We start from the raw sequence: 18,760 nt of genomic DNA on the forward strand, positions 1-18,760 counted from the left end.
CCACCACGGCCGAGTCCGTCATGGTCGAGTAATCTGCGACCGTCGGTGACGCCTTTGCCGCCGGTGCGCAGGAAAGACGCACCGCGGCGCGCTAGGGAGGCAGGACCAGGTGGTCGCAAGGAGTTCGGAGGTACGGCCGTCGGCCGTACGGCACGGTGCTGCCCCAGGGGTCGGTGGACGCCGGGGACGCGGTGCTGGTCGGTTGGCCGGGCTCGGTCTCGGGGGCGTGGCACTGCTGGTTCTGCTCACGGGCTGTGACGTGGGCCAGACGTTCGACGGCTTCGGTTGGCCGCAGGGCGGCATCTCGGCCGAGTCGCACCGGATGTACGACCTGTGGATCGCCTCCTGCGTCGCCGCGCTCGCGGTCGGCGTCTTCGTGTGGGGCCTGATCTTCTGGTGTGTCGTGCGCTACCGCAAGCGCGGCAACGCGCTGCCGGTGCAGACGCGCTACAACCTGCCGATGGAGTTCCTCTACACCATCGCGCCGATCCTGATCGTCTCCGTGCTCTTCTACTACACGGCGATCGTGCAGACCGACGTCGACAAGTTGTCGAAGAACCCGGACGTCACGGTCGAGGTCGTCGCCTTCAAGTGGAACTGGCAGTTCAACTACCGCGACGGTCAGGGCACGGAGGCCAAGACCACCGCGTCGACGCTCGGCACCAGTGAGGTCATCCCGGTGCTCGTGCTGCCGACCAACCGGTCCATCCGGTTCGAGGAGACCAGCCGCGACGTCATCCACTCCTTCTGGGTGCCGGAGCTGCTGTTCAAGCGGGACGTCATGCCGGGCAAGATCCGCAACGTCTTCGAGGTCTCCAGCCTGGATGCCGAGGGCGCGTACGTCGGCCGCTGCGCCGAGCTGTGCGGCAGCTACCACGCGTTCATGAACTTCGAACTGCGGGTGGTCTCGCCGGAGAAGTACGACCAGTTCCTCGCGGCGAAGCAGAGTGGCAAGTCGACTCAGGACGCGCTGGCCGCGATCGGCGAGCAGCCGTACGCGGAGACCACGCAGCCGTTCGACACCCGACGGACGCAGAGCAACTTCAACCCGGACGACGCTCCGGCCGGCACGGGAAGCTGAGGCAGCCGCATGAAGACCGAGTGGCGTATCTTCCTGATCATCGCCGGGTTCCTCTTCGGCGCGACCATCCTCTACGGCGCCTGGACCCACGGTGAGTCCGGCAACATCGAGTGGGTGGGCACCGTCGCCCTGCTGCTGTCGTTCCTGCTCTGCTCGATGTGCGGTGGCTTCTTCTGGTTCGTCTCCCGCCGTATCGATCTGCGCCCGGAGGACCGGCCGGACGCCGAGATCGCCGATGGCGCCGGTGAGGTCGGCTTCTTCAGCCCGGGCAGCTACTGGCCGTTCGGTCTGGCGCTGGCCGCCGCGATCGCCGCGCTGGGCATGGTGTTCTGGCAGTTCTGGCTGATCGGCGCCGGCCTGGTGGCGGTCGTCTTCGCCGCCTGTGGCCTGCTGTTCGAGTACTACACCGGCACCCGGCGCACGGCCGAGCACTGATCCACCCGGTCGCCCGGCGCGACCGACCCCGTACCGCCACGAAGGCCCGCACCCTCCTCGGGGGAGCGGGCCTTCGTCGTGGCGCATCCGGATGCGACCGCGTCGGCGCTGTGGGGGTGGCGGCCCACCGGCGTTGCGGGGCCGGTCGGGGCGGCGCCGGTCGGGGTGGCGCGGGTCAGGCGGCGTAGCGCCGGGTGGGCTGGCGACGGCGGCGGTCGGCCAGCCGGGTGACGGGGGCGGCGAACGTGGCGATCACCACGGCCGCGCCGCAACCGGTGCAGATCAGCTCGGGACAGTCGCTGCCGTGGCCGTCAGCGCAGGGCGGCGCCTCGAACGGTGCCACGCCCTCGCAGACGTCGCAGTAGAGATCGCGGTGCGACACGGGCGTCTCCTCTCACTCCAGGCGAGCCGCAGCCGAAATGCGACAGCGACGCACATCGGAAGCGGAGAACTACTCGCCTGTAGTTTCCCACGCGGGTCCGACAAATCTCCGCGCCGGCCGTCCGCGTACCGTCCGCCGGGCACCGACACCACCCGGACGTGGCCACCCGCGTTCGGCCGGACACGGCGGATTCCAGGAACCCCGGTTCGATCGCCCGGGACGCGCGCGTCCCGGGCGGCGGATCAGGCGGTGGTGGCCGCCTCGGCGGTGGTGGCGGTCTCGATCCAGCGGTCCAGGGTGGCCGCCGCCGCGCCCGAGTCGATCGACTCGGCGGCGCGGTCCAGGCCGGCGCGCAGCGCCTCGGTCAGGTCGCCGTCCAGCGGACCCTGGGTCGCGAGCGCCGCCGCCGCGTTGACCAGCACCGCGTCGCGGACCGGGCCGGTCTCACCGGCCAGCAGGCGACGGGCCACGCCGGCGTTGTACGCGGCGTCACCGCCGCGAAGGTCACCGAGGGTGGACCGGGGTACCCCCAGGTCGGTCGCGTCCAGCACAGCCTCGCGTACGGTGCCGCCCTGTGCCGCCCACACCCTGGTCGGCGCGGCGGTGGTGAACTCGTCCAGCCCGTCCTCGCCGCGCATCACCAGCACCGAGTCACCCCGGGCGGCGAACACGCCGGCCATCACCGACGCCATCCGTGCGTCGAAGCAGCCGACGGCGCCGGCGCGGGGGCGGGCCGGGTTGGTGAGCGGGCCGAGGAAGTTGAACACGGTGGGGACGCCCAGCTCCCGGCGGACCGGCCCGGTGTGCCGCATTCCCGGGTGGAACCGGGCGGCGAAGCAGAACCCGATCCCGGCCTCGGTGACGCAGCGCACGATGGCGTCCGGGTCGAGGTCGAGCGGGACGCCGAGGAACTCCAGCAGGTCGGCGGTGCCGCAGGAGGAGGACGCCGCCCGGTTGCCGTGCTTGACCACCCGGACACCGGCGCCCGCCACGACCAGGGCGGCCATGGTGGAGATGTTGACCGTGTGGGCGAGGTCACCGCCGGTGCCCACCACGTCCAGAGCGGTCGAGCGCAGGTCGTCGGGCAGGTCGACCGGGACGGCCCGGCTCAGCATGGTCTCCACCAGGCCGGCCAGTTCGGCCGAGGTCTCGCCCTTGGCCCGCAGCGCCACGGCGAAGCCGGCGACCTGCGCGGCGCCCGCCGAGCCGGCCATGATCTCGCCCATGGCCCAGGCGGTGTCGGCGGTGGACAGCTCCTCGCCGCGCAGCAGCGAGTTGAGCAGGTGCGGCCAGGTCCGATCGCCCATTGCGGGCCTCCCGAGCGTACGAAGTGCGGGTGGGCTGGAATCGGCGCCGGCTGGTCCGGCGCCGTGTCGGTGCCGGAGAGCGGGGGACGTCAGGCGGGTGCGTGCGTCCGCAGCAGCTCGGCCACCGTGCTGCCGGTGGTCACCGGGTCGAGCGGGTGCACCAGCGTCGCGTCGACCTCGGCGTACGCGGCGAGCCATCGGTCCGCGGCGCGGGCGATCACCAGGCAGGTGGGAGGGGCGTCGTCCCGATCGTCCTTGATCTGGCGGGCGATGCCGATGCCGCCGCCGGGGCTCGCCTCACCGTCGAGCACCAGCAGGTCGATCTCGTAGTCGTCGACCAGCCGGATGGTCTCGGCGTACGTCGACGCGTCGACGAACTCGATCTGCAGCCCGGGGGCGGGCCGGGTGCCGACAGCGAGCCGCATCCGGTCACGGACCTGCGGGTCGTCGCTGTAGAGCAGGACGGTGCACAGACGATCGCTCATGGCTGACAGGCTCCCACCTCGTAGCTGCCCGCCGATCGTACCGGTCGACGTGACGTAGTCGACATCCCGCCCGACGCTCGGCCGCTGGCGTACCGTCTGCGCAGCTCAGGTCGTCGCGGCGTCGGCGGCGCGCTCGCGGGCCTCCTGGCGGTCCAGCTCGCGGTCCACCCGGCGGGCCTCCCGTTCGGACTGCTTCACCCACTGCACGACCAGCACCGCGAGCATGGTCACACTGACGAACTCACCGCCGGCCCAGAGGATGCCCCCGGCGACCACCTGGTCGGCCTTGGGGTCGGCCCAGCTCAGGTTGAGCGACGGATACCAGTCGCCGCCGAAGAGCGTGGTGCTCTGCATGATGGTGAGCCCGAGCACGGTGTGGAAGGGCACGGAGAGCAGCATCAGCAGGGCCCGTGCCGGGTACGGCCAGCGGCCCGGGAGCGGGTCGAGGCCGAGCAGCGGCCAGAAGAACACGCAGCCGGTCATGATGAAGTGCGCGTGCACCAGCTCGTGCGCCCAGGCGTGTTCCAGGGTGAAGCGGTACAGGTCGCTGAAGTACAGCGCGAACGGGTTGACCACGAAGATGGCAAACGCCACCAGCGGGAAGCTGTAGACCCGGGCGACGCGGCTGTGCACGATCGCCAGGAGGCGCTTGCGCGGCCCGACGGGCAGGGTCCGCAGGGCGAGCGTCATCGGTGCGCCCAGCGCCAGGAAGATCGGCGACACCATGGAGAGCACCATGTGCTGGACCATGTGCACCGACAGCAGCGCGGTGTCGTAGGCGTGCAGCCCGCTGACCGTGACCAGCGCGATACCGCCGAGGCCGGGGCCGAGGAAGAACGCCGTACGGGCGATCGGCCAGCGGTCCCCGCGGAGGCGCAGCCGGTGCACCCCGTAGAGGTAGAGGCCGGCGGCGAGCACCAGGCCCAGGGCCAGCCAGCTGTCCAGCCGGGTCTCGGTGAGCACCGCGCCGACGGTGAACGGCGGCGGGGTCGCCCCGGCCCCGGCGGCGAGCACCGACGGGCCGGCCGGAGTGGCCGCGAGCACATCGGCCGGGACGGCCGAGGTGGCGGCGAGGATCAGATCGACGTGCAGCACGCTTTTCAGGCTAGGCCAGGCGAACCGGACCCTGACGCCCGGGCCACGGAAGGCGCAGGTTTGCCACCCCGCTGATCGCCGGCCCCGGTCAGGGGCAATAATGACGGCGTGACTGCGGCCCCAGCCATTGACAAGAGCCGGATCCACTCTCTGACGCGACCCAACATGGTCAGCGTCGGGACGATCGTGTGGCTCTCCAGCGAACTCATGTTCTTCGCGGCGCTCTTCGCGATGTACTTCTCGATCCGTGCGGCAGCGCCGGAGCAGTGGGAGAAGCACACCGAGTCGCTGAACATCCCGTACGCGACCACCTTCACGGTGATCCTCGTGCTGTCCTCGGTGACCTGCCAGCTCGGCGTCTTCGCGGCGGAGAAGGGTGACGTGCACGCGCTGCGCCGCTGGTTCACCGTCACCTTCGTGATGGGCCTGATCTTCGTGCTCGGCCAGGTGAACGAGTACCGCCACCTGGTGGAGGACGGCGTCAAGCTCAACGTCGACGGTTACGGCTCGATGTTCTACCTGACGACCGGCTTCCACGGCCTGCACGTGACCGGCGGTCTGATCGCCTTCATCATCTTCATGGTCCGCACGACCATGGGCCGGTTCACCCCGGCGCAGGCGACCTCGGCGATCGTCGTGTCGTACTACTGGCACTTCGTCGACGTCGTGTGGATCGGCCTGTACGCCATGATCTACTGGCTTCAGTGATCTTGGCGCGTCACGAACCGCGCCGCTGCTCCGTCCCCTGAGACAAGGTCCAACCGGTTAAGGACACAGCTCATGACTTCTGACAACGACCGCCGACGCGGTCTGCTCGCGCGCTTGCGCGGGCGGCCCGCCGCGCGCAGCAGGGGCCGCCGCCGGCTGGGCGCCGCGGTCCGGCTGTTCGCCGCGCTGATGCTCGCCGGCGGCGCCTACACCGTCTTCGCCCCCGGTGCGCAGGCGCAGGACAATCCGCCGCTGACCGGCGCCGCAGCCGAGGGCAAGGCGCTGTTCGACGTGAGCTGTGTGACCTGCCACGGACGCAACGCCCAGGGCGTCGAGGGCCGCGGGCCGAGCCTGATCGGCGTCGGCGCGGCCTCGGTCGAGTTCCAGGTCAGCTCGGGCCGGATGCCGCTGGCCCGCCAGGAGGCCCAGGCGCACCGCAAGCCGCCGGTCTTCACCGACGAGCAGACCCGTCAGCTCGGCCAGTACATCCAGGAGCTGGGTGGCGGCCCGGTCGTCCCCGAGGGCGACGACCTCCGCGACGGCGGCAACGTCGCGGCCGGCGGTGAGCTGTTCCGGATCAACTGCTCGCAGTGCCACGCCTTCGGCGGCGGCGGTGGCGCGCTCTCGTCGGGCAAGTTCGCCCCGAGCCTGCACCCGGCCACCGACCGGCAGATCTACGCGGCGATGCTGAGCGGCCCGCAGAACATGCCGGTGTTCGGCGACAACCAGATCACGCCGGAGCAGAAGGCCGACATCATCGCCTACATCCAGGAGACGCTGAAGACCGACCAGGACCCGGGCGGGTTCAACCTCGGTCGGTACGGGCCGTCCACCGAGGGCCTGGCGATCTTCCTGGTTGGCATTGTGGCGCTCGTGTTCGCTAGCCTGTGGATTGCGGGCAAGTCGTGACCGAGCGGATCGTCAGATTCAGTGCCGTGGTGCCGCTCGGCGCCACCCGTAGCGAGGTGACGGCATGAGCACGCACACCGAGCACCAGGCCCCGCAGGGCCGGGAGCCGCTCGACGTGAACGACCCCAGGCTGACCCGGTTCGACATCGTCCGTGAGGGCGCGCGTCGGGACGACATCGAGATCGTGCACTACGAGCCGCAGGTGCTGCCCGGCACCAAGGCCGAGCGTCGGCTGACCCGGGTGGTGGCCGGCTTCTTCCTGATCACCGGCCTGGCGGCGACCGCGTTCCTGGCCATCTACATCTGGTGGCCCTGGCAGTACGCGCCGGGTCGCGGCGGCGACAAGTTCTACACGCCGCTGCTGGGCGCCACCCTCGGCATCGCGCTGCTCGCCGTCGGCTTCGGCATCCTGACCTGGGGCAAGAAGTTGCTGCCCAAGGAGGTCTCGATCCAGGACCGGCACGAGGGCGCGGTGGACGCCGACGGTCGCACCATCACCGGCCAGACGATGCTCTACATGGCCGACGAGCTGGGTGTGAAGCGTCGTCCCCTGCTCGGCATCTCGCTGCTGGCCGGTCTCGCGCCGGTCGCCGCGGTCGCGGCGGCGCCGCTGGTCGGCGGCCTGATCTCGCAGCCGCACAAGAACAACCAGATGTTCACCACCGGCTTCGCCACCCCCGAGGGCGGCCAGCGGATCCGGCTCGTCCGCGAGGACGGCCGCCCGGTGCGTCCGGCGGACATCAGCACCGGCGGCCAGTTGACGGTCTTCCCGGGCATCGAGCACGGCGTGAGCAACAGGCACGCCGACTCGCCGACGCTGCTGATCCACCTGCGCGACTCGGACGCGCAGGAGTCGCGCCGGGCCAACGAGCGGGTCGGCCACGGCGACTACATGTGGGGCAACTACGCGGCGTTCTCCAAGATCTGCACGCACGCCGGCTGCCCCGCGAGCCTCTTCGAGCAGCAGACCAACCGGCTGCTCTGCCCGTGCCACCAGTCCCAGTTCCTGATTACCGACAACGCCCGGCCCGTCTTCGGCCCCGCCAGCCGGCGGCTGCCGCAGCTGCCGATCGAGGTGGACTCCGAGGGCTTCTTCGTGGCGAAGTCCGACTACACCGAGACCGTCGGGCCTGATTTCTGGGAGCGGCCATGAAGCGTCGAAAGTTTGACCTGGCAGCCACGCCGGGCAAGGCCGCGGTGGGGGTGGACGACCGCTTCCAGGTGGCCACCCCGCTCCGTCGGCTGCTGAACAAGGTCTTCCCGGACCACTGGTCGTTCCTGCTGGGCGAGATCGCGCTGTTCTCGTTCATCGTGCTGCTCCTGACCGGTGTGTTCCTCACCTTCTTCTACGAGCCGGCGATGACCGAGGTGGTCTACGACGGCAGCTACGCGCCGTTGCAGGGCACCCCGATGTCCGCCGCGTACGCCTCCAGCCTGGACCTGTCGTTCGACGTCCGCGGTGGCCTGGTGATGCGGCAGATGCACCACTGGGCGGCGCTGCTGTTCATGGCCGCGATCGTCGTGCACATGCTGCGGGTGTTCTTCACCGGCGCGTTCCGCAAGCCGCGTGAGACCAACTGGATCATCGGCTCGCTGCTGTTCTGGGTCGGCTTCCTGGCCGGCTTCACCGGCTACTCGCTGCCGGACGACGGCCTGTCCGGCACCGGTCTGCGGATCGCCTCGGCGATCATGCTGTCCATCCCGGTGATCGGCTCCTGGCTCACGTCGTCGATCTTCGGTGGCGAGTTCCCCGGCACGATCATCATCAGCCGGTTCTTCATCGCCCACGTCCTGCTGATCCCGGGTCTGCTGCTCGCGCTGATCAGCGCCCACCTGGGCCTGGTCTTCAAGCAGAAGCACACCCAGTGGCCCGGCCCCGGCCGGACCAACGGCAACGTGGTCGGCGAGCGGATGTTCCCCCGCTACGCGCTGAAGCAGGGCGGCTTCTTCATGGTCGTCTTCGGCGTCATCGCGCTGCTGGGCGGTCTGTTCCAGATCAACCCGATCTGGCTGTTCGGCCCGTACGAGGCGTGGGTGGTCTCGGCCGCCAGCCAGCCCGACTGGTACGTCATGTTCCTCGACGGCTCGACCCGACTCATGCCGGCCTGGGAGATCAACATCCCGATCGGCGACGGGTACGTCATTCCGCCGCTGTTCTGGCCGACGGTCGTGCTTCCCGGCATCCTGGTCGGCCTGTCGACGATGTACCCGTTCCTGGAGGCCCGGCACCTCAAGGACCGCAAGAGCCACAACCTGCTCCAGCGGCCCCGTGACGTTCCGGCCCGTACGGCCGTCGGCGCCATGGCCGTCGCCTTCTACATCGTGTTGACGCTCTCGGGCGCCAACGACGTGATCGCCGACAAGTTCCAGATCAGCCTGAACGCGATGACGTGGGCGGGCCGGGTCGGCCTGCTGATCGCCCCGCCGCTGGCGTACTACATCACCTACCGGCTCTGCCTGGGTCTGCAGCAGCACGACCGGGAGGTGCTCGCGCACGGCGTGGAGACCGGCATCATCCGGCGCCTGCCGGACGGCCGGTTCGTCGAGGTCCACCAGCCGCTGAGCGCGGCGAACGGGCACGCGGACGGCCACGGCGAGCTGGACTACGTCGGCTGGGTGGTGCCGAAGAAGATGAACCGGCTCGGGGCCCTCGGCCCGGCGGTCCGGGGCTTCTTCTACCCGATCGAGAAGCCGGTCGAGGCGCCGGTCTCGCCGGGTCACCCGCCGGTCGAGCCCCGCGGAGAACGCGCGGAGATCGGCAGCGGCGAGAGCCGCCACTGACCTCCCGACAGCAACCCCTCGTGGCGCCCGCCGGCCTTCCGGCGGGCGCCACGTCGTTGTCGGTGTCCCGTCGCCCATCCGAGCAGGAGTCGGACGGCCACGGCGGGACCGGTCGACCCCGCGCGTCGGGCGATCGCAGGAATAACCCCCGTGAGCCGGGTATCCGTGCGGTCCAACGTCTCAAGGGGGGGAAGCATGTTGGGTCTCAAACGCCTCGGCCTGTTGGCCGCGCTGGTGCTGGTAGGCGTCGCGCCGGCTGCGGCCGCGCAGGCCGCGGCACAGCCGTCGACGCAGGACACCCAGTATCTGCAGGCGGTGCACCAGGTGAACCTGTTCGAGATCACCGCCGGTGACCTGGCTCAGCAGAAGGGCCAGAACCAGGGGGTCAAGGACCTGGGCGCGATGTTCAAGACCGACCACACCCAGCTGGACCAGACGGTGCAGCAGACCGCGTCCCAGCTCAACGTCCAACTGCCGAACGAGCCCACGGCCGACCAGCAGGCGGTCATCGACAAGCTGAACAATGCCAGCGGCGCGGAGTTCGACAGGCTCTGGGTGACCAGTGAGCTGGCCGGTCACGTCCAGGCCATCCAGGCCACCCAGACGGAGATCTCGCAGGGCTCCGAGCAGTCGGTGGTCCAGTTGGCGCAGACCGCCCTGCCGACGCTGCAGGCGCACTACGACGAGCTGGTTCAGCTCGCCAACCAGTTGGGCATTCCGGTCCCGCAGACCAGCGCCAGCGGTACGCCCAGCCCGGGTACCTCGGCACCGGCTCCGGGTGGCACCACCACCGAGTCGCCCGCTCCGGGTGGCATCACCGAGTCCCCGGAACCGGGCCTCGGCACCACCGAGCGGCCCGCTCCCAGCGAGAGCTGACGTAGCGGCAGCAGACGGCCGGTCCACCCACGCGGGTGGACCGGCCGCGCCACGTCCGGGGCCGGCCGTCCGCGCGGCCGGGCGGGGTCAGTCGGCGTCGGCGAGGCCGATCGCGAACGTCTCCTCGAGGTCGAGCTGGGAGTACGCCCGGAACGCGATGTGCGACTCCGTGTTCAGCACACCCGGCACCTTGGAGATGCTGCCCGCGATGACCTGTGCGATCTGGTCGAACTCGCGGACCCGGACGATGGCGATGAGGTCGACGTGCCCGGCCACCGAGTAGACCTCGCTGACGCCGGTGACATTGGCCAGGGTCTCCGCCACCTCGGGGATCGCGTCGGTGGCGCAGTCGATCAGCACGATCGCGGTGATCACGGGGCAATTCTCCGTTCGTCGGCGTCGTCGCCCATGCTAGATGTTCCCGACGGGACCGGGGTCGGGTGTACCCGACGCCCGTCCTCCCGCGCCCCGCGCGGTAGCCAGCAGCCCGCCGGCGCGGGTGTGCGGGTCAGCCGTGGGCGGCGGCGTGCACCGTGCCGCCGTCGCCGAACCGGATCACGTCGTGCAGCCGCTCGCCGCTGCGCACGAGGGCGTCCGGCCAGACCACTGTGCGGCGCACGTCGCCCTCGACCCGTGCGTTCGCGCCGACCACCGACTCCACGCAGCGGCCGGTCACCGTGGCGGCCGGGTCGACCAGCACGTCGCCGCCCGCGGCGTGCAGGTTGGCCGCCAGGTAGTCGGCGGGGGTGCCGGTGTCGTAGAACGTGCCCGGGTAGGGCACGACCTCCAGCGCGCCGGCCGCCTCCGCCGGACGCCACACCGCGCGTACCAGGTCGGAGAAGACCACCGGCAGGTCGCGGACCAGTCGCCACGGCAGCAGCGAGAAGCCGGTGAAGCAGTGCCCGGCGAAGGTGCCCGGTGCGGTCGGGTCGGGGGCGGGCTGCCCGAGCAGGCGTACGGAGTCCCCGTCCCAGCCGTCCAGCAGCGCGGCCACGTCCGGGCCCGGGGGAGTGGCGGGGTCGGCCAGGTACGCGTCGGCGTTGCCGACCAGCACCGGCCGACCGGCGATCCAGTCCCGCAGGTTGGCCACCCCACCGGCGGTGCCGAGCGGGTCATCGGGCTCCACCGACAGGTGGGCGCGATCGCCGACGTGCGCGACCACCTGGTCGGCGAGGTAGCAGGCGTTCACCGCGACGCGTGCGGGACCGCTCAGGCCGAGGCCGGCCAGGCGGGCCAGCGCCCGGTCCAGCAGTGGCATGTTGCCGACCGGGCAGAGCGCCTTGGGCACCCGCGCGGTGAGCGGGCGCAGCCGGGTGCCCTCACCCGCGGCGAGCACGACCGCGCAGACGTCCGCCGGCCCGCCCGTTGCGCTCACGGCGCGGTGTCGGGCACCGGAGGCGGGAACTGCCCGGCCAGGGGCCCGATGTCGTAGTAGGCGAGCAGCCGGGCCGTCGGCCAGGTCAGCTTGGGCAGGTCGTCCAGCGGATGCCAGGCGGCCTCGAAGACCTCCGCGCCGTCGACGGTCAGTTCGGTGCTGGACGCCGGCACCTCCGTCTCGAAGACCATGTCCACCCAGCCCTTGGCGTGCACGATCGCGTTCGGCACCGCCGGGCGCAGCCGGGACGGTGCAAGCCGGATGCCGGACTCCTCGAACAGCTCCCGGGCCGCCCCCACGACCGGAGGCTCGGCCCGGTTGAGCAGGCCGGCGGGCAGTGACCAGCCCTTGCCCGGGGGTTGACGCAGCATCAGCAGCCGGCCGGCGCCCGTCGCCTCGGAATCGCGGACCAGGGTGACCGCCCCGACGATGTACTTGGGCACGGCCAGCTTGACCAGGCGACGGCGCACCGGCAGAGGCAGCCGGTAGAAGGCCTGGTAGAAGATGGCCCGACCGGTGGCGCGGGAACGGGGGATCATGACCCCAGGCTAGTGGTCACGAATGTCCTTCGGACGCGCTGGGGCCGGGCCGGTCACTGTCGATGGTCGACCAGGTCGATGAGCTGGCGTACCACGGTGTCCGGTTCGATCACCCGGTCGAAGACCGCGACCAGCAGGGTCTCCAGGTCGGGATAGCCCAGCTCCTCGGAGAGCCGCAGCAGCGGCAGGTCGCTGGCGAGGCCGCGGTTGTGCTGGCGCAGGGCGAGCCCGATGGTGGCCCGACCGAGGCGGACCTTGTCGCTGATCGTGATGCCCGGCTCGGTGTGCTCGGCGAACCACCTGTTGATCTGCATCTGCGCGTTCGGCGACTTGACGAAGCCCAGCCACTCCTTGCGCGGGCCGCGTGGCGCCACGCCAGCCTCGAAGCCGTTGTCGCCGTCGCTCTCGGTGAAGATCTCCACCACGTCGCCCTCGTCCAGCTCCGAGCTCAGCGGCGCGAGCCGGCCGTTGATCCGGGCGGCGAGGCAGTGGTCGCCCCGCTGGCTGCCCAGCTCGTACGCCAGGTCGACAGGTGTGGCGCCGGCCGGCAGCACCACCTGACGCCCGTCGGCGAAGACCTGGATCTGGCCCTCGGCGAGGTCGCAGCGCAGCGACTCGTAGAACTGGGCCGGGTCGGCCGCGTCCGGCTCCCAGTCGAGCACGCGGCGCAGCCAGTCCAACTGCTCGGCGCGCGCCGCCGCGCCGCCGCTGCCCGAGCGCGGGAAGCGGAAGTCGGCGGCGATGCCGTACTCGGCCGAGCGGTGCATCTCCTCGGTGCGGATCAGCACCTCCACCGTGCGGTCCTGTGGGCCGCAGACGCTGGTGTGCAGCGAGCGGTAGAGGTTGTTCTTGGGTGAGGCGATGAAGTCCTTGAAACGGCCCGGGATCGGCCGCCACGTGCCGTGGATCGCGCCCAGTGCGGCGTAACAGTCGGTGGCCGGGCCGTCGACCACCACCGAGATGCGGGGCAGGTCGTACGGGGCGGTGTGGCCGCCGGCGATGGTGTCCTTCCAGATCGAGTAGAGGTGCCGCGGGCGCGGGCTCACCTCGGCGTCGACCCGGCTGCGGCGCAGCGCCACCCGGGCCCGGGTCACCACCGCGTCGAGGTACGAGTCCCACCCGGGCCGGTCGTGCACGTGCCGGGCCAGCCGGGCGTGCTCCTCGGGCTCCAGGTGCAGCAGCACCACGTCGTCCAGCTCGCGCTTGAGGGTCTGGATGCCCAGCCGGTCGCAGAGCGGGACCAGCACCTCCTGGGTCTTGCGGGCGATCCGCTCCCGGGACGCCGCGGAGCGCACACCGAGCGTGCGCATGTTGTGCAGCCGGTCGGCCAGCTTGATGATCAGCACCCGGACGTCCTTGGCGGCCGCGACGATCATCTTGCGGATCGTCTCGGCCTCGGCGGCCTTGCCGTAGAACGCCTTGTCGAACTTCGTCACCCCGTCGACCAGGTGGGCCACCTCGCCGCCGAAGTCCTCCGACAGCGCCTGGAGCGTGTAGCGGGTGTCCTCGACCGTGTCGTGCAGCAGCGCCGCCACCAGGGTCGTGGTGTCCATGCCCAGCTCGGCGCAGATCTGCGCCACCGCGAGCGGGTGGGTGATGTACGGTTCCCCGCTCTTACGGAACTGACCGCGGTGCATGTTCTCCGCGATCGTGTACGCGCGGCGCAGCACGGCGGGATCGGTGCCCGCGTGGATGCCCCGATGGGTGCGGACCAGGTGGGTGACCGGGTCGGAGTCGGTGGTCGGCCAGGTCAGCAACGACCGCAGTCGGCGGGTCAGGGGCAGCTCACCCGACCGGGTCGGCAGGGCGCCCCCCAGGGCGGCGCCGTGTCCGGCGTCGACGTCCACGAGGGACACCTCCTCACCCCGGCTCCGCGACCGCCGGACCGGGCGATCGGGAGCAGGCCCACGAAACGGGCAGGACTGCACTTCTCTAACAGCCTAAGGGAGTCGACGTAGTCCGATCGGTCAGTTGGTCATGAGCGTTCGGTCGAGAGTTGGTGCGACGCGCCGCTCTCGGCCTTCGCCAGCAGGTCACGGAAGCGGCCCGCCCCGCCCGCCGGCGAGGACCAACCGGACGACATCTCGACCAGCCGGGTCTCCGGCCGCTCCAACCAGGACAGGATGCGCTCGGACTCCTCGGCCGTGGCCGACGGCACCGGGCCGTGCCCGCCCGACACCGTCTCGGCGGTGGCCCGGATGACGTTCAGCGTGGGTCGCGGGTGGACGCCGGGCGGGGACACCCCGGCCCCGGCCAGGCGACCGTGCCGGACCAGGGCCAGCTCCCAGCCGCCACGGGCGGCCGGTCGGGCGGCGGCCAGCTCCACGATCCCGGTCAGCGCCGCCAGCCGCTGCATCCGCACGGTGGCGCGCAGCACCGCGGCCAGCCGGGACCGCACCACGGCGGCCTCCTCGTAACGCTGGTCGGCCGCGAGCACGTCGATCCGCGCCAGCAGCGCGTCCACCACGGGCTGCGGGTCGCTGGCTGTCGCGGTGCGGAACGGACCGGCTGCTCTGTCGTCGTACTCCTTGGGGGTGATCTTGTGCTCGCAGGGTGCCGGGCAGCGACCCAGCTCGGCCAGCGCGCAGGCCGGCGTGACGGTGCGCAGCGAGAGCCGGTGCGTGCACTGGCGCAGCGGCACCGCGTCGTGGAAACCGGCGGCGGCCAGCTCGGCGGCCCGCCGGGAGGTGAAGGGCCCGAGGTAGGCGGTGTCCGTGGGGGAGATGTCGCGCACGATCGACAACCGGGGGTACGGACCGTCGGTCAGCTTGAGCCACACCATCCGCTCCGGGTATTTCGACCGCCTGTTGTACGGGGGAGCGTGCGCGGCGATCAACCGCAGCTCGCGGACCTCCGCCTCCAGCGAGTGGGCACACTCCACCGCCTCGACCCGCTCGGCAGCGGCCAGCATCTCGGAGATCCGGGCACGCTTCTCGCCGGCCGTGAAGTAGCTGCGCACCCGGGTGGCGATGTCGCCCGAGGTGCCGACGTAGAGCGGCCGGTCGTCGGCGGCCCGGAAGATGTAGACGCCGGGCACCCTGGGCAGCCCCTCGGCCAGGTGTCGCTTGCGACGCTGCGTCGGGGTGACCGCGCGGGCGAACTCGATGGCGTCGCCGACGGTGTCCACCCGGTGACCGCCGAGCCGGCCGATCAGCCCGTGCAGCACGTCGACGGTGGCCTTCGCGTCGTCGAGCGCCCGGTGGGTGGGCTGGGTGGCGGTGCGGAAGTAGGCGGCCAGGGTGCCCAGCTTGCGGTTGGGCACCTCGTCGCGGGTCAGCACCCGGCGGGCCAGCGCCGCCGTGTCCAGCACACGCGGATTGGGCCAGCGGTGCCCGTGCTTCGCGCAGGCGGCCTTGAGGAACCCCACGTCGTACGGGGCGTTGTGGGCGACCAGCACCGCGTCGGCGATGAACTCCAGGAAGCTGGGCAGCACCTGCTCGATCGGCGGCGCCGGCACCAGCATGGCCTGGGTGATCCCGGTCAGCACGGTGATGAACGGCGGGATCGGCTGCCCCGGGTTGACCAGGGTGGCCAGCTCACCCAGGTGCTCGCCACCGCGCACCTTGACCGCGCCGATCTCGGTGATGCCGCCGCCGTCGGGTGCGCCGCCGGTGGTCTCCAGGTCGACCACCACGAAGGTCGTCGCGTACAGCGGCAGGGCCGGGTCCACCCCGCCCACCGCCGGGTCGAGACCGGCAAGTGACTCCTGGACGTACTCCGCCTGTGCCATCGGCGGCACGCTAGCGCCCCGGTCCGACACTCCCGTCGCAGCGGTCCCAGCAGTCACCATGGGGCTAGGATGAGAGATCGGCTCACCAACGGGCGGTGGGCCCGGTCGCGGTGGGAGACTTGCCACATGCCCCTCACCGAGCCGTACGATGACCACCTCCCGCAGGAGGATCCGGTCGCGGGCGACGGTGCCGTGGGCGACCCGGACAGCGGTGACACTCCTGCCGATTCGGGTGGCGACCCGGCCGTCGAGCCCGAGCCGACACTGCCCGAGCCGGTCCGGCAGCGGATCGTGGCGCTGACCGCCGCAGTGCTGCCCACCCTGCCCGCCGACGAGGTGCCGGTGCCGCTGCGCCGGGTGGCCAAGTTCGCCCCCAACCGCCGGGCCCGACTCGGCGCCCCGGCCATCGCCGCCCAGCTCACCGCCGACCCCCTGTTCCGGCAGCGGGTCACCGCGCGGGTGCTGGCCGACGCCGGTGACCTCGGCGCGGCAGTGGTCGAGGGCACCGCGCCGGCCGCCGCCGATCCGGTCGAGGTGGCCGCGCTGGCGTACCTGGCCCGGCCCCGTGGCTGGCGCGAGCTGATCGACTCCAGCGGCGCGGCGGTCCGCGCCGAGGCGGACAGCGCCGTCGTCGCCGAGCTGGTCCGCGAGGCCGAGCAGCGGGCCACCCGCGCGGAGCACGACCGGGCGGTGGCCCGGGTCGAGGCCGACAAGCTCCGCGACGAGCTGGCGCGGGTCCGCGAGGAGCTGGGCCAGCTCCGCGAGGAGTCCCGGCAGCTGGCCCGTACCCTGCGCGAGACGCAGACCCGTGAGCGCAAGGCCAGCGAACTCCTGGCCACCGAACGCGGCCGGGCCGCGCGCGCCAGCGCCGACGTGGACGCCGAACTGCGCCGCGCCCGCGCCCGGCTCGCCGAGGCGGAGGCCGCCGCCGGGGTGGCCCGGGCCAGCGCCAAGGAGGCGCGTTCGGTCGACGACGCCCGCCTCTGGCTGCTGCTGGAGACCATCGGTCAGGCCGCCGTCGGGCTGCGCCGGGAGCTGGCGCTCGACCCGGTGGACAAGCTCCCCGCCGACTTCGTCGCCGACGCGTTCGCCGAGCACCCGGGCGCCGCCCCGGCCGGCCCGGCCGCCCGTGCCCGCGACACCGACGACCCGGCCCGGCTGGACCAGTTGCTCGCCCTGCCCCGGGCGCACCTCGTGGTGGACGGCTACAACGTCACCAAGCGTGGCTTCGGCGAGATGTCGCTGGAGCAGCAGCGCAAGCGCCTCATCACCGGTCTGGGCGGGATCGCCGCGCAGACCGGCGACGAGGTCACCGTCGTGTTCGACGGCGCCGAACGGATGCACGGGCTGCCGCCCGCGCCCCGCGGCGTGCGGGTGCTCTTCTCCCGCAAGGGCGAGACCGCCGACGAGCTGATCCGCCGCCTGGTCCGCGCCGAGCCGGCGGGCCGCCCGGTCGTCGTCATCTCGTCCGACCGCGAGGTCGCCGACGGCGTACGCCGGCACGGCGCGTACCCGCTGGGCGCCGACTCGCTGCTGCGGCGCCTCGCCCGGTCCTGACCGCGCGAGCGGGCCGAGGAGTCGGGGCGGGCAAGAATACGGCGAGGTTCCTGCAGGTTCGGTCGGCGACGGTGTCCGCATCCGCCCGGCACCGCCGGGCACCGGACAAAGGCAGGCGTACGACATGAGAAAAAGACTGCTGGGCACCATCCTCGGCACGGTTGTCACACTGGCGGCGCTCCTCGTCGCTCCGGGACCGGCCCAGGCGGCCTCGGGTGGCGGCTGCACCGGCGCCTACCCGATCAGCTCGTGCATCTCGTACCAGGGCTCCAACCAGACCGTGGTGGGCGACTTCTACATGAACGCCATACCTGACCAGTCCCGGTGCACGGCGTACCTGCAGCTGCGGACCACGAACAACGGCAACAGCTCCTGGATCTACTACGACCTGAGCCGGACCGGCCGGTTCGGGCCGATCAGCCGCAACGTCAACGTGATGAACAACTTCAAGGGCTCCGCCGTGGCGGTGGTCGAGGTCTACACCTGCAGCGGAACGTTGCACGGCATCTTCACCAGCCCTCGGGTGTACTACCCGTGACGTCCGGATCCGGCCGCTGGTGCGTCGGCGCCAGCGGCCGGATCGCGGGTCAGACGCAGCGGGAGACGGCGGGGTTCGGGTCGTGCCCCGTGTTCACGTAGTCACCGGCGAGCATGCCGCTCGCGTTGCCGTAGAACGCGTTGTACCAGACGGTGTCGCCGTTGACCGACGAGCCGGGCGCCCAGCAGTTCAGGTAGACCGACTGGCCTTTCGGGATCGTGAGGATCACCGAGCACTGTGAGTTGTTGAGCCACTGGCAGTAGCGCAGGTTCAGGTCCGTCTGCGTCTGGAAGTAGCCGCCGGCGAACGCGGGTGTGGCGACCAGGCCGACCGCCGCGGTAACCGTGACGGCGCAGGCGGCCAGGAGACGTCGTGGAGACATGTCGTCAACCTCCGGCGATCGGGTCAGTAGGAGCAGTACGGGGAGTCCATGATGTCGAGGGCTACCGCGTAGCCGTACGGCTCGAGGTAGGCCAGCTCGCCCGGGGAGACGCAGACCCAGTCGCCGTTGGAGTAGAAGATCTTCGCGCCGTCGTCGTTGCGGCTGTTGTAGACCCAGTCCGCGCCCCGGCTGCGGGACCCGAGGGTCTGGTAGTAGTTGTCCTGGAACGACGCGGTCGGCGGGGCGCCGTCGTACGGGTTCCCGGTCACCCAGAAGCAGACGCGGGGATAGTTGCAGCCGAGCGCCGAGGTGGCCTGCGCGGGCGTGGCGACGAGCCCGCCCGCGGCCGTCGCGATGGCCGCGAGGAGCGCGCCGGCCGAGAGTCGGGATCGTGTGATCGAGGATGGTCCACGCATGAAGTCCTCCGGTGGGTCAACGTGGGGACGGCCGGTTCCACTCGGCCCGGCAGGTGCGCCGGTGGACCTCGTCGGGCGGTGGATCGGCCGTACCGCAACGATCGCAGCGGCCTCTGGCGGGGGACAGGCGCTTGACCGGCAGTTGACCGGCGATTGGAACCGAC

Annotated in this window: 20 protein-coding genes; 9 read left to right on the forward strand and 11 right to left on the reverse strand. The window is 71.6% G+C overall.

The window, feature by feature from the left end; translation table 11 throughout:
- Positions 1-109: 109 nt before the first annotated feature.
- Together coxB and AB0B97_RS24425 are read left to right on the forward strand one after the other, a co-directional pair.
- Positions 110-1,081: a cytochrome c oxidase subunit II gene (gene coxB / locus AB0B97_RS24420; protein ID WP_234586994.1), complete on the forward strand. Its 972-nt coding sequence runs from the start codon at positions 110-112 to the stop codon at positions 1,079-1,081.
- Positions 1,082-1,090: 9 nt separating this feature from the next.
- Positions 1,091-1,516: a cytochrome c oxidase subunit 4 gene (locus AB0B97_RS24425; RefSeq protein WP_234586992.1), complete on the forward strand. Its 426-nt coding sequence runs from the start codon at positions 1,091-1,093 to the stop codon at positions 1,514-1,516.
- 175 nt (positions 1,517-1,691) lie between these two features.
- Here AB0B97_RS24425 and AB0B97_RS24430 read toward each other — a convergent pair whose 3' ends face one another.
- From AB0B97_RS24430 to AB0B97_RS24445, 4 genes are all read right to left on the reverse strand, one after another.
- Positions 1,692-1,898, reverse strand: coding sequence for a hypothetical protein (locus AB0B97_RS24430; protein WP_357496702.1), 207 nt, complete (start codon positions 1,896-1,898; stop codon positions 1,692-1,694).
- A gap of 242 nt (positions 1,899-2,140) precedes the next feature.
- Entirely contained in the window at positions 2,141-3,205 is a 1,065-nt protein-coding gene (gene trpD / locus AB0B97_RS24435; protein ID WP_234586988.1) for an anthranilate phosphoribosyltransferase, read from the reverse strand.
- Between the two features lie 89 nt (positions 3,206-3,294).
- On the reverse strand, positions 3,295-3,690 hold the full coding sequence (locus AB0B97_RS24440) for a hypothetical protein (protein WP_007463197.1): 396 nt from the start codon (positions 3,688-3,690) through the stop codon (positions 3,295-3,297).
- Between the two features lie 105 nt (positions 3,691-3,795).
- Positions 3,796-4,785, reverse strand: coding sequence for a cytochrome c oxidase assembly protein (locus tag AB0B97_RS24445; protein ID WP_357496705.1), 990 nt, complete (start codon positions 4,783-4,785; stop codon positions 3,796-3,798).
- 108 nt (positions 4,786-4,893) lie between these two features.
- Between AB0B97_RS24445 and AB0B97_RS24450 the strand changes: the two genes are divergently transcribed.
- The 5 genes from AB0B97_RS24450 to AB0B97_RS24470 all read left to right on the forward strand — a co-directional run bounded on the left by AB0B97_RS24450 (position 4,894) and on the right by AB0B97_RS24470 (position 10,059).
- Positions 4,894-5,493: a heme-copper oxidase subunit III gene (locus tag AB0B97_RS24450; protein WP_039906645.1), complete on the forward strand. Its 600-nt coding sequence runs from the start codon at positions 4,894-4,896 to the stop codon at positions 5,491-5,493.
- A 72-nt stretch (positions 5,494-5,565) separates the two neighbouring features.
- Positions 5,566-6,402 carry a cytochrome c gene (locus AB0B97_RS24455; RefSeq protein ID WP_357496707.1) on the forward strand — a complete coding sequence of 279 codons (837 nt, stop codon included), beginning with the start codon at positions 5,566-5,568 and terminating at the stop codon, positions 6,400-6,402.
- A 64-nt stretch (positions 6,403-6,466) separates the two neighbouring features.
- Positions 6,467-7,555, forward strand: coding sequence for a Rieske 2Fe-2S domain-containing protein (locus tag AB0B97_RS24460; protein WP_234586981.1), 1,089 nt, complete (start codon positions 6,467-6,469; stop codon positions 7,553-7,555).
- Positions 7,552-9,183, forward strand: coding sequence for a cytochrome b N-terminal domain-containing protein (locus tag AB0B97_RS24465; protein ID WP_357496710.1), 1,632 nt, complete (start codon positions 7,552-7,554; stop codon positions 9,181-9,183). The genes AB0B97_RS24460 and AB0B97_RS24465 overlap by 4 nt, the downstream gene beginning before the upstream one ends.
- A 195-nt stretch (positions 9,184-9,378) precedes the next feature.
- Positions 9,379-10,059 (forward strand): DUF4142 domain-containing protein, encoded by a 681-nt coding sequence (locus AB0B97_RS24470; protein WP_234586977.1) that lies wholly within the window; start codon positions 9,379-9,381, stop codon positions 10,057-10,059.
- Between the two features lie 87 nt (positions 10,060-10,146).
- Here the strand turns inward: AB0B97_RS24470 and AB0B97_RS24475 are convergent, their stop codons facing one another.
- The 5 genes from AB0B97_RS24475 to AB0B97_RS24495 all read right to left on the reverse strand — a co-directional run bounded on the left by AB0B97_RS24475 (position 10,147) and on the right by AB0B97_RS24495 (position 15,703).
- Positions 10,147-10,434, reverse strand: a complete 288-nt coding sequence (locus tag AB0B97_RS24475) for an Lrp/AsnC ligand binding domain-containing protein (RefSeq protein ID WP_007463184.1) — start codon at positions 10,432-10,434, stop codon at positions 10,147-10,149.
- A 133-nt stretch (positions 10,435-10,567) separates the two neighbouring features.
- Positions 10,568-11,434, reverse strand: a complete 867-nt coding sequence (locus AB0B97_RS24480) for a sugar phosphate nucleotidyltransferase (RefSeq protein ID WP_357496712.1) — start codon at positions 11,432-11,434, stop codon at positions 10,568-10,570.
- Entirely contained in the window at positions 11,431-11,973 is a 543-nt protein-coding gene (locus tag AB0B97_RS24485; protein WP_234586973.1) for an NUDIX domain-containing protein, read from the reverse strand. Before AB0B97_RS24485 ends, AB0B97_RS24480 begins: the two co-directional genes overlap by 4 nt.
- A 53-nt stretch (positions 11,974-12,026) precedes the next feature.
- Positions 12,027-13,820: an HD domain-containing protein gene (locus AB0B97_RS24490; RefSeq protein ID WP_357496809.1), complete on the reverse strand. Its 1,794-nt coding sequence runs from the start codon at positions 13,818-13,820 to the stop codon at positions 12,027-12,029.
- Between the two features lie 128 nt (positions 13,821-13,948).
- Positions 13,949-15,703, reverse strand: coding sequence for a DEDD exonuclease domain-containing protein (locus AB0B97_RS24495; RefSeq protein WP_357496713.1), 1,755 nt, complete (start codon positions 15,701-15,703; stop codon positions 13,949-13,951).
- A gap of 126 nt (positions 15,704-15,829) precedes the next feature.
- Here AB0B97_RS24495 and AB0B97_RS24500 point away from each other — a divergent pair, with 126 nt between their 5' ends.
- The gene (locus AB0B97_RS24500; RefSeq protein ID WP_357496714.1) at positions 15,830-17,260 is read left to right on the forward strand and encodes an NYN domain-containing protein; all 1,431 of its coding nucleotides are present in this window, start codon (positions 15,830-15,832) and stop codon (positions 17,258-17,260) included.
- Positions 17,261-17,384: 124 nt separating this feature from the next.
- Complete coding sequence (locus tag AB0B97_RS24505; RefSeq protein ID WP_234586966.1) at positions 17,385-17,798, forward strand: hypothetical protein; 414 nt, start codon at positions 17,385-17,387, stop codon at positions 17,796-17,798.
- Between the two features lie 49 nt (positions 17,799-17,847).
- Here the strand turns inward: AB0B97_RS24505 and AB0B97_RS24510 are convergent, their stop codons facing one another.
- Both AB0B97_RS24510 and AB0B97_RS24515 read right to left on the reverse strand, forming a co-directional pair.
- Positions 17,848-18,180 carry a hypothetical protein gene (locus AB0B97_RS24510; RefSeq protein WP_357496715.1) on the reverse strand — a complete coding sequence of 111 codons (333 nt, stop codon included), beginning with the start codon at positions 18,178-18,180 and terminating at the stop codon, positions 17,848-17,850.
- Positions 18,181-18,203: 23 nt separating this feature from the next.
- On the reverse strand, positions 18,204-18,596 hold the full coding sequence (locus AB0B97_RS24515) for a hypothetical protein (protein WP_234586961.1): 393 nt from the start codon (positions 18,594-18,596) through the stop codon (positions 18,204-18,206).
- Between the last annotated feature and the right edge of the window lie 164 nt (positions 18,597-18,760).

The organism is Micromonospora sp. NPDC049004 (assembly GCF_040649315.1).
Classification (GTDB): domain Bacteria; phylum Actinomycetota; class Actinomycetes; order Mycobacteriales; family Micromonosporaceae; genus Micromonospora.